At 50.2% G+C, this 9,757-nt stretch carries 8 protein-coding genes, 4 tRNA genes and 1 rRNA gene; 5 read left to right on the forward strand and 8 right to left on the reverse strand.

Going from position 1 to position 9,757, the window contains the following annotated elements; all coding sequences use genetic code 11:
* The 5 genes from BZJ19_RS16660 to BZJ19_RS16680 form a co-directional block, all read right to left on the reverse strand.
* Positions 1–220 (reverse strand): GTP-binding protein (locus BZJ19_RS16660; RefSeq protein WP_235608286.1); only part of this gene is annotated, 220 nt, incomplete at its 3' end.
* Positions 221–324: 104 nt separating this feature from the next.
* Positions 325–400, reverse strand: a tRNA-Thr gene (locus tag BZJ19_RS16665).
* A gap of 13 nt (positions 401–413) precedes the next feature.
* A tRNA-Gly gene (locus tag BZJ19_RS16670) sits at positions 414–488 on the reverse strand.
* Between the two features lie 37 nt (positions 489–525).
* Positions 526–610 (reverse strand) — tRNA-Tyr (locus BZJ19_RS16675).
* A gap of 6 nt (positions 611–616) precedes the next feature.
* Positions 617–692, reverse strand: a tRNA-Thr gene (locus tag BZJ19_RS16680).
* 209 nt (positions 693–901) lie between these two features.
* On the opposite strand from BZJ19_RS16680, the gene coaA reads away from it, so the two are divergent.
* Complete coding sequence (gene coaA, locus BZJ19_RS16685; RefSeq protein ID WP_069587006.1) at positions 902–1,840, forward strand: type I pantothenate kinase; 939 nt, start codon at positions 902–904, stop codon at positions 1,838–1,840.
* 3 nt (positions 1,841–1,843) lie between these two features.
* Here the strand turns inward: coaA and birA are convergent, their stop codons facing one another.
* Positions 1,844–2,812: a bifunctional biotin--[acetyl-CoA-carboxylase] ligase/biotin operon repressor BirA gene (birA, locus tag BZJ19_RS16690; RefSeq protein WP_077676452.1), complete on the reverse strand. Its 969-nt coding sequence runs from the start codon at positions 2,810–2,812 to the stop codon at positions 1,844–1,846.
* Positions 2,809–3,843 carry a UDP-N-acetylmuramate dehydrogenase gene (gene murB, locus BZJ19_RS16695; RefSeq protein WP_077676453.1) on the reverse strand — a complete coding sequence of 345 codons (1,035 nt, stop codon included), beginning with the start codon at positions 3,841–3,843 and terminating at the stop codon, positions 2,809–2,811. The genes birA and murB overlap by 4 nt, the downstream gene beginning before the upstream one ends.
* 27 nt (positions 3,844–3,870) lie before the next feature.
* Between murB and BZJ19_RS16700 the strand changes: the two genes are divergently transcribed.
* From BZJ19_RS16700 to BZJ19_RS16715, 4 genes are all read left to right on the forward strand, one after another.
* A complete protein-coding gene (locus BZJ19_RS16700; protein ID WP_338096979.1) occupies positions 3,871–4,350 on the forward strand; it encodes a GNAT family N-acetyltransferase in 480 nt (159 codons plus the stop codon).
* Positions 4,351–4,463: 113 nt separating this feature from the next.
* Positions 4,464–5,813: a CDP-diacylglycerol--serine O-phosphatidyltransferase gene (gene pssA / locus BZJ19_RS16705; RefSeq protein ID WP_077676455.1), complete on the forward strand. Its 1,350-nt coding sequence runs from the start codon at positions 4,464–4,466 to the stop codon at positions 5,811–5,813.
* Positions 5,814–5,825: 12 nt separating this feature from the next.
* Positions 5,826–6,470, forward strand: a complete 645-nt coding sequence (locus BZJ19_RS16710; RefSeq protein WP_077676456.1) for a nicotinamidase — start codon at positions 5,826–5,828, stop codon at positions 6,468–6,470.
* A 200-nt stretch (positions 6,471–6,670) separates the two neighbouring features.
* On the forward strand, positions 6,671–9,256 hold the full coding sequence (locus tag BZJ19_RS16715) for a family 20 glycosylhydrolase (protein WP_077676457.1): 2,586 nt from the start codon (positions 6,671–6,673) through the stop codon (positions 9,254–9,256).
* Between the two features lie 340 nt (positions 9,257–9,596).
* Here the strand turns inward: BZJ19_RS16715 and rrf are convergent.
* Positions 9,597–9,712: ribosomal RNA gene (gene rrf, locus BZJ19_RS16720) — 5S ribosomal RNA — on the reverse strand.
* Between the last annotated feature and the right edge of the window lie 45 nt (positions 9,713–9,757).

A 9,757-nucleotide genomic window follows, 5' to 3' on the forward strand; every position in this document is an offset into this window, starting at 1 on the left:
GCGAAGTCGCGATGGTGATACCACGCTCACGCATGGTGATACCACGCTCACGCTCTTCTGGTGCGTTATCGATTGATGCGAAGTCACGCGCTGCACCACCGTGTACTTTTGCAAGTACAGTACAGATAGCGGCAGTCAGAGTAGTTTTACCGTGGTCAACGTGGCCGATAGTACCAACGTTAACGTGCGGTTTCGTACGTTCAAATTTTTCTTTAGACATGACAGTCCCTCTAAGCACGGTATTTCGGTGGCATTACGACCACACAACCAACAATTAGGTTTGTTGAGTATATATCAAACGGCTTGAAGTTACCTTGGAGAGGATGGTGCTGATAGGCAGATTTGAACTGCCGACCTCACCCTTACCAAGGGTGCGCTCTACCGACTGAGCTATATCAGCACTCTAAAAAGAGTGGAGCGGGCAGCGGGAATCGAACCCGCATCATCAGCTTGGAAGGCTGAGGTAATAGCCATTATACGATGCCCGCAATCGTTTCTCGTAGAGCTATTCAAACAATTTGAAAATGGTGGTGGGAGAAGGATTCGAACCTTCGAAGGCTGAGCCGTCAGATTTACAGTCTGATCCCTTTGACCGCTCGGGAATCCCACCTAATTTTGGTGCCGGCTGCCGGAATCGAACTGGCGACCTACTGATTACAAGTCAGTTGCTCTACCAACTGAGCTAAGCCGGCGACAAGTGCTGCGCATTCTATGCGATGAAATGGGGCCTTGCAATAGGAAAAATCAAAAAAACAGGTGATTTTTTCGCCTGTTGCACAATTTAGGGCTTAATTGTTGCTAAAATAGCCAATCCTAAATAACAACAACGCGGACCACTACTTTTCCTGATACGCAGATTGCGGTATCGTCCACCTCTTTATTGGCTTAAGGCAAACGGACCATGAACGCAACGCTAACGCCTTATTTGTCGTTCGACCGTCAACAATGGGCTGAACTGAGGGATGCAGTGCCCATGACGCTCACCGAAGACGACATTGAACGCCTGCGAGGGCTAAACGAGCACCTCTCAATGGATGAGGTGAGAGATGTTTACTTGCCTCTGTCACGACTACTCAACCTGTATATCAAGTCGCGCAAGAGTCGCACTGAGGTGCTCGACGAGTTTTTGACCCAGCCTGCCTCCAATCATGTCCCCTACATTATTGGGATTGCAGGCAGTGTCGCGGTCGGTAAAAGTACCACTGCACGTTTATTAAAAACCCTGCTGACTCGCTGGCCCGATCACCCCAAGGTAGCCTTAGTGACTACCGATGGTTTTTTGTATTCCAACGCGGAGTTGGAAGCGCGTGGATTGATGAAACGCAAAGGCTTTCCTCAATCATATAACATGCGCAAATTGGTAGAGTTTGTGGCAGATGTAAAATCCGGTAAAGCCTGTGTGGAAGCGCCGATATACTCACATTTGGTGTATGACATCACTGGTGAAGTGCAGAAAGTCGAAAAGCCCGATATTTTGATCCTAGAGGGATTGAATGTTCTACAGAGTGGGATGGATTACCCACATGATCCTCATCATGTGTTTATTTCAGATTTTCTCGACTTCTCTATTTATGTTGACGCCGAACCGGCATTGCTCAAACACTGGTATATCGAGCGATTTATGAAATTCCGTCGCGGCGCCTTTTTAGACCCGGATGCGTATTTTCATCACTACACGCGTCTATCGGTTGCCGAGGCCAAAGATACCGCCGCGAGTATTTGGGATGAAATCAACGGGCGGAACTTAATGGAAAACATTCTTCCTACCCGAGAGAGAGCCAGCTTGATCTTAGAGAAAGGCGCTAATCATTCGGTCCAGCGCATACGCGTACGTAAATAACGGTTAGTCATCACGCCTTAGTGAAATTTCTCCCCCTAAATAGGGTGTGATGACGCCATCTACGTCCAGTAACAACGCACCATGCTCATCAATCCCACGCTCAATGCCGCGAACTTCGCGATCCCCCATCAAGAGTTTCACGGGGCGCCCTTTGAAATTATCTAATTGCTGCCAATCATCCATGATCCCCGCTAAGCCGGTTTTTTCATAATCGAGCAAAGCTTCTTGTAAACGGCTTATCAATACACTGGCAAGCACGTTACGTGATGGCATCGGCTGACACGCATCGGCCAATCTTGCCCACGGCTGATCAATATGCTCGCTGACGTGCGGTCCCATACCAATATTCAGCCCCATCCCAATCACAAGATGCGCCGCATCACCGGTTTGCCCCGTCATTTCCACTAAGATGCCCGCAAGCTTTTTATCTTGATAATAGAGATCGTTCGGCCATTTTACTTTCACACCAGGCGCGCCCAGTTCATGCAACGCCTTAGTCATCGCCACACCCACCACAAGGCTCAACCCCATCGCAGCCGCTGGTCCCGCATCCAGGCGCCAATACATCGATAGATACAGATTGCTCCCGAACGGTGATTGCCACACACGCCCTCGCCGACCACGTCCTTGCTGTTGATACTCAGCCAAACACACACTACCTGACGTTAGTTGTCCAACACGTTCCATCAAATACTGGTTGGTAGAGTCAATGACTGGGATAACGGATAAGGCAGGCACATCAGTGTGATCACTTAGCCAAGCTTCATCGAGCAACTCAATCGGTTGCGATAAGCAATAGCCTTTACCTTGCACGCGGTAAATATCTAGCCCCCATGACTGCAACACTTTAATGTGTTTGCTGATAGCCGCCCGGCTCATGCCCAACGCGTCTCCTAGCATTTCGCCTGAGTGGAATTCACCGTCGGATAAACGGCCGATAAGGGCTAACCTTGCGCTATGTGTACGGCTCATTGCGCCTCCAAGGTAGTTTCACCCTGTGCGCCCATAAAGCGCACCTCATGGTGCAAGGTGACACCAAACCGCGCCTGTACTTCATCGACCACGTGTTTTGCGAGTTGGACGACGTCTTGGCTAGTGGCATGATCAATGTTAGTCAGCACTAATGCTTGCTTAGGATGGACACGCGCACCGCCTTGTCTCGCTCCTTTTAAGCCACATTGGTCAATTAACCAGCCAGCTGCAAGCTTCGCTTTGCCCTCACCAGCCGGATACATGGGCATATCGGGATAACGAGTTTGCAAGGTTTGTGCATGCTTTGCATCCACCACTGGGTTTTTAAAGAAGCTCCCTGCATTACCGCATTCCCGTGGATCGGGAAGCTTAGCTTGGCGAATCGCACACACTGCATCAAAAATAGTTTGCGCGGACACCTGCTCACCGTTGAGATCGGCTAACGCTCCATATTTGAGCACTGGCTGCCACGCTTTCGCTAATCGAAATCCCACTTGCGTGATCACCCACCCCGTCATCGCCTCCGTTTTAAAAATGGAGTCACGATAACCAAATTGACAGGCTTCTCGCGTCAAGCGGCGTGTTTCTTGAGTGCGAGGATTAATGGTATCGACATAGTCGCAATGTTCGCAAAACTCGACGCCATAAGCGCCAATATTTTGAATCGGGGCCGCGCCCACACATCCCGGAATAAGGGCAAGATTTTCCAGTCCGGGCATGCCTTGCTCAATCGTCCAAGCAACCAGTTGGTGCCAAGACTGGCCGGCGCCCACATGCAGAAGATAGTCGTGCGGCGTTTCCTCTACCTCAAGACCAGACAAGCGGTTTAGCACCACCACACCCGCGTAATCTTCACAAAACAGCAGATTACTGCCTTCCCCAACGATCAACTTGGGTAAGCTTGCATAGTCTGGATGCTGCCAAATGGCGCATAAGTCAGCAATGCTATGCGCTTCAACCACCGCATGAGCGCGTGCCGGTAAACCAAATGTATGATGGGGTGTCAAAGACACATCAGATAACCACTTCATGAATGCATTACGCTGTCAGGAAACTCAGTGATAGGTATACTACCTGTCCTGCTCGTATTGCGCACCTATTGGACTATGGATAATTATCGTATTCACCCGCTGGAGCCATTGCGTTTTCCATTGGTGGCTCGGCTTTATAAAACTCACTACCCACCGGGCAAACCCAAAAAAGATGAAGTAATTTGGGTGATTGATGGGCCAAATGGCTTGTGTGGCGCTGTACGTTTTCAGCAACGGCCAACCTATCAACTATTAACCGGCATGCTCATTAGCCCAGCGCTACGAGGGACGGGGTTGAGCGATCGTTTACTGACCGGCGTCCAAGAGACGATCGCGGCAAAGCCGTGTTTCTGCCTTGCCTTTCGCCATCTCACTGGGCTATACGCGCGCCACGGTTTTGATGTGGTCGCACGCGAGGCGCTACCCGAGGATCTCGCTACCCGATTTGATAGTTATTGTCACGCTGGCAAAGACTTAGTTGCGATGGCGTATCAGGGGAAAGCGTGATGATAATGGCAAAGCCTAGGATCAGAGATCCGTTGCTTGCCACGATTTCTGGTACAATTCAGGGTTTAGCATCAAACCGCTCGACTCTGGCCGTCGAACAACATGAGGTAACAATGGATTCAGCTAACGCAAATCGGCAGCTAATTGATCGCCTGCCCACCATTGCGCACCAGCCAGAACATCTCGAAACGTTATTAGACGCAGTTTCTTTTAGAGAACGGCTGCATAGCGAAATTAAAAACGCCAAATCACGTATCTATCTGGTTGCCCTGTATCTACAAGATGATGAGGCCGGACGTAGCGTACTCGACGCTTTGTATGAGGCGAAACAAGCGAACCCCGAGCTCGACATCAAAGTACTGGTTGATTGGCACCGTGCACAACGCGGCCTAATTGGCGCCGAACAATCGGACGGCAATGCTGCTCTGTATCGTGCCTATGCCGAGCGCTACACTCACAAGATCGAAGTCTTGGGCGTCCCCGTGCGAAATCGCGAGGTCTTTGGAGTCTTGCACCTCAAAGGCTTTGTCTTTGATGACAAAGTACTTTACAGCGGCGCCAGCCTAAATGATGTCTATCTCGCGCAGCACGACCGATACCGCTATGACCGCTATCATGTGCTGGCCAATAAAAAGCTCGCCGATACCATGGCAGACTTTATCGTCAACACGCTCACCGCCGACAGTGCCGTTAATTGTCTCGCCTCGCCAGACCGGCCAAATAGTAAAGCGCTTAAGCCCAGTATTCGTGAGTTTCGCGGCCAGCTACAACGCACAAGCTATCGCTATGACGATGAGCCGATTAGTGAGCATCAGGTTGGATTAACACCGATGGTCGGGCTGGGTAAACGTAAGAACAAACTCAACCGCTATATCTGTCATTTGATTGCCAGCGCGCATCAAGAGTTGGTGATTTGTACCCCCTACTTTAATCCGCCCCGTAGCGTGGTCCGAGAAATCCGTCGCGCGCTGCGCCGAGGCGTTACCGTCAGCATTATTGTCGGTGATAAAACCGCGAACGATTTTTACTCTCCCCCAGAGGCGCCGTTTAAGACTATCTCAGCGTTGCCCTATCTTTATGAAGTGAACTTGCGTAACTTTGCGCGCCGCAATGAAGCCGCCATCGCCAAACGCCAGTTGAACATTCATATTTGGAAGCATGACGACAACAGCTTCCACCTCAAGGGCATTTGGGTCGATCGCCAGTACATGTTGCTGACGGGGAATAATCTCAATCCACGCGCGTGGAAGTTAGATTTAGAAAACGCCATTCTTATCCACGATAAGCATCAACGCCTCGAAGCGCAAAAACAGCAAGAAGTGGATAAGATCCTCGAGCACACGCGCTTGGTCGGCAGCTACAAACATATCGATAAGATGGAAGATTATCCGTTACCGGTAAAACGGCTGTTAAAGCGGATAAAACGTGTGCGCGCCGATCACTTGCTCAATCAAATTCTATAAAAGGAGCAGGCCATGCGTATCGCCAGAATCGCTGCTATTGATGTGGACCCTCAACGTACCTTTACACCCGACTGCCCAGACGAGTTACCGGTACCCGAGGGAAATCAATTAGGATCGGCATTGAATGCCCAAGCCGCGCTCGCAGATGTGCGTGTCCTCACCAAGGACGCCCATCCGGCTAACGCGGTTTGGGTGGTTGACGATGCTGCCGATATGCTCCAACCGCTATCGTATAAAAACGCGGATCTCACCTGGGTCAAACACGCGGTTCCCGGCACCAAAGGGTTCGAAACCATTGACGACTTACCTCCTGTCACCGATTACGACTATGTGGTTTGGAAAGGCATCGAACCAGACTTACATCCCTATGGTGCGTGCTTTCATGATATTGAAGAGAAGCTCAGTACTGGCTTAATCGAATGGCTACACAGCCAAGAGGTAGAAACCGTCATTGTCGGTGGTTTGGCAACCGATTATTGCGTCAAAACCACCGCCATCCAGCTGAAAAAGCGCGGTCAGTTTGACGTGATTGTGAACCTTGCCGCGTGTCGTGGTATTCACCCACAAACAGTCGCCACCGCCTGTGACGAGATGCTGGATGTGGGCATCAAGTTAGTCGATAGTCAGTTAGCATTAGGCTGTTTGGTCCCCCGTTAATTTGTATCGCAGCGACAGAGGGCTCTCTCGCTGCGATCATCCTCGCGCCTTGGGTGAAAACACCTGCTTAAACATACCATTAAGTTTGAATCCTTAGACATAAATGCACTTTAATCGACAAGATTGCTAGGCTTCTTGATTACTATCCTCTACTGTCTTGTTAACTATTTTCACAATAAAAAATAAGTTTGGAGGATAGCATGCTCAAACCTACCGTACTGGGTCTCCTGATCGGCGCTTCATTATCTAGCACCGCTTGGGCGATGCCTGCATCGCAGCTTGATACACTCGGAAACGGGCTCGATGTTCAATACCAAGTCATTGATAATACGCAAGATGACTGGCGCTCTTTTACGGGCAACGTCGCCTTTACCAACCAAAGCACTCAGACACTACCTAAAACGGGCTGGGCGATTTATTTCAGCCACATTCGCATGATCAAGTCGATCGACACCGACCAACTGAAAGTTTCACACGTCAATGGGGATCTCTTCAAACTCGAACCCACGGACAGCTTTGTTCCGCTCGCCCCCGGTGATCAATTAGTGGTCGGCTTTAATGCCTCTGACTGGCAAGTCGCCAAATCCGATATTATGCCGAATTGGTATTTAGCCTCCGACAATGAAGCGGGCACGCATACCGCGTTGATTACCAGCACCAGTAACCACAAAAATGGCCAAGTGCCCACCAAACCGGATGATGAGCTCACCTTTGTCGGTGACTTTGACGCTCCCTCACAGTGGAAGCGCTACGGTGGTGCACTGACCGACCATTATGATCCGTTTACGGCCGAGCAGCGCTATGCGCGCAATGCCGATCTGTCGTTGGTGAATACCCAAGGACACGTGCTTCCCACACCTACCAGTCGCATTGAGAAAAATGGCCACATCACTCTCGATAGTGAGTGGACGGTGGTCTTCGACAACGGCTATCAAGCACAAGCACAATGGCTTGCCGATCAGCTTGGCATTTCAGCCACCGACTGGGCACCTACTAATCAAAAAGTTATTCATGTGGGGTGGGGAAAAGTCAGCCTTAATGGAAGCGACCAGTGGCACGAAGCTTATCGCCTAGATGTACAACCTGAGCAGCAACGTATTGACATTGACGCCCCTGATCAAGCGGGTGCCCTGTACGCTGCACAAAGCCTGCTACAACTCAAAACTGGTGACACACTCAAGGCGGTGACGCTAACCGATGCACCGCGCTTTGCTTATCGTGGTCTGTCTGTCGATGCGGCGCGAAACTTCCGCAGCAAAGAGGCGATCTTAAAGTTACTCGACCAAATGGCCGCACTGAAACTCAACAAACTCCATTTACGTCTCAGTGATGATGAAGCGTGGCGTATTGAGATCCCAGCCCTACCAGAACTGGCAGACATCGGTAGCAAACGCTGTCATGACTTGTCAGAAACCCGCTGCGTGTTGCCCTTTTTAGGCGCAGGGCCTGACGGCACAGAAGCATCCAATGGGTATTACACTACGGAAGATTATCAAGCGATTCTGCGTAAGGCAGAGGCACTCAATATCACCGTCATTCCAGAAGTAGATATGCCAGGTCACGCGCACGCGGCCATTAAAGCGATGGAAGCGCGTTACCACAAGTACATGRCACAAGGTGATGAAGCCAAAGCGAAAGAATATTTGCTCACGGACTTTGAAGACGACACCCAATATCTTTCTGTGCAAATGTTCACAGACAATGCGATGAATGTTTGTATGGAATCCAGTTATCGCTTCGTCGATACAGTGGTTGCGGCGCTCGTCGATGCGCATCGAGACATACAGCCGCTCGATACATTCCACTTTGGTGGTGATGAAATTGCCGGTGCTTGGAAAGAGTCACCCGTCTGTCAGACCTTTATTGCAGACAACAATGCAGGTGTGAACAGTGTTGACGATCTGAGTCAGTACTTTGTCGAACGTATTTCGCACATTACCCAACGTCATCAGCTCGATCTCGGTGGTTGGGAAGATGGCCTCATGCACAACAACAAAGTCTATCCACGCGCACAACTTGCCAATGAGCACGTCTATGGCAACGCGTGGCAAAATATCTGGGAGTGGGGCGTTGCCGATCGCGCCTATAATCTCGCCAACAATGGCTATGGCGTTATCTATAACCAAGCCACACACCTCTATTTTGACCACCCCTATGAGCCAGACCCAAGTGAGCGTGGCTATTATTGGGCACCCCGTTTTACCGACACCCGTAAGACGTTTAGCTTTATGCCCGATGACCTCTACGCTAACGCAGATGCAAAGCGCAATGGTGCACCGATCACCAAACAAGAGGTACTAGACGCTGCCACCGTGAAAACACTGACGCGTCCAGAAAATGTGCTCGGTTTACAGGCATCTATTTGGAGTGAAACCATTCGCTCCGATGGCCAATTTGAATCCATGACCTTTCCTCGCCTCTTCGCCATGGCTGAGCGAGCTTGGCACCGTGCCGACTGGGAAGCAAGCACTCAAACCGGGCAAGAGGCGAATCAAACCAAGCGCAACATTGATTACAACCTCTTTGCCAATCAGTTAGCGAACTACTGGTTCCCACAACTAGAGCAACAGGGTGTTGGGTTCCGCTTACCCGTTCCGGGTGGGGTGATAGAAAGCGGTATATTGAAAGCGAACTCGCCATTCCCTGGACTCACCATTGAGTACTCAACCGATAATGGTGCAAGCTGGCAGACCTATAATGCGGCAAACGCTCCTCACGTCAGCGCCCCGGTACAGCTACGTACCATTTCAGGTGAGCGCGTAAGCCGAGTCAGTAAAATTCAATAATCGAGCTATTACATAGCTGAAAAGACAAAGCCCCGTCGACAAGACGGGGCTTTTTATTGGATCTTGGGTAAGTAGAAAATGAAATGCTATCTACTTAGCAGGCAGTCTAAAGCAAGGCATAAAGGGCAAGAGCTTTATTGATCTTCCAAATACAAAAAAGCCCCGACCGTGAGGTCAGGGCTTGATGTTTCTGCTAATTAAAGTCTTACATTTAGCTGCTTTAATTAGGTTATCTTATTTGATGCGATGGGGATGTTGAATCGAGACGCGCAGTGTATGCCAATACATGAGCATCGCAGATATCAACAGCATCGAGCTATCAACAAGATAAGCAATGAGAGCCTGGCGATGTCCTACTCTCACATGGGGAGACCCCACACTACCATCGGCGCTGCTTCGTTTCACTACTGAGTTCGGCATGGAGTCAGGTGGGTCCAAAGCGCTATGGTCGCCAAGCAAATTCGGTAATCTAGAAAGCTGTTCGTTCTCGCCACAATCAAC

This window comes from Salinivibrio proteolyticus (assembly GCF_001996165.1).
Classification (GTDB): domain Bacteria; phylum Pseudomonadota; class Gammaproteobacteria; order Enterobacterales; family Vibrionaceae; genus Salinivibrio; species Salinivibrio proteolyticus.

What these genes read in the sequence shown, in the direction of transcription:
- murB (WP_077676453.1), bottom strand. Translation starts at nt 3,843, where the DNA reads ATGAAGTGGTTATCTGATGTGTCTTTGACACCCCATCATACATTTGGT.
- BZJ19_RS16710 (WP_077676456.1), top strand. Translation starts at nt 5,826, where the DNA reads ATGCGTATCGCCAGAATCGCTGCTATTGATGTGGACCCTCAACGTACC.
- coaA (WP_069587006.1), top strand. Translation starts at nt 902, where the DNA reads ATGAACGCAACGCTAACGCCTTATTTGTCGTTCGACCGTCAACAATGG.
- pssA (WP_077676455.1), top strand. Translation starts at nt 4,464, where the DNA reads ATGGATTCAGCTAACGCAAATCGGCAGCTAATTGATCGCCTGCCCACC.
- birA (WP_077676452.1), bottom strand. Translation starts at nt 2,812, where the DNA reads ATGAGCCGTACACATAGCGCAAGGTTAGCCCTTATCGGCCGTTTATCC.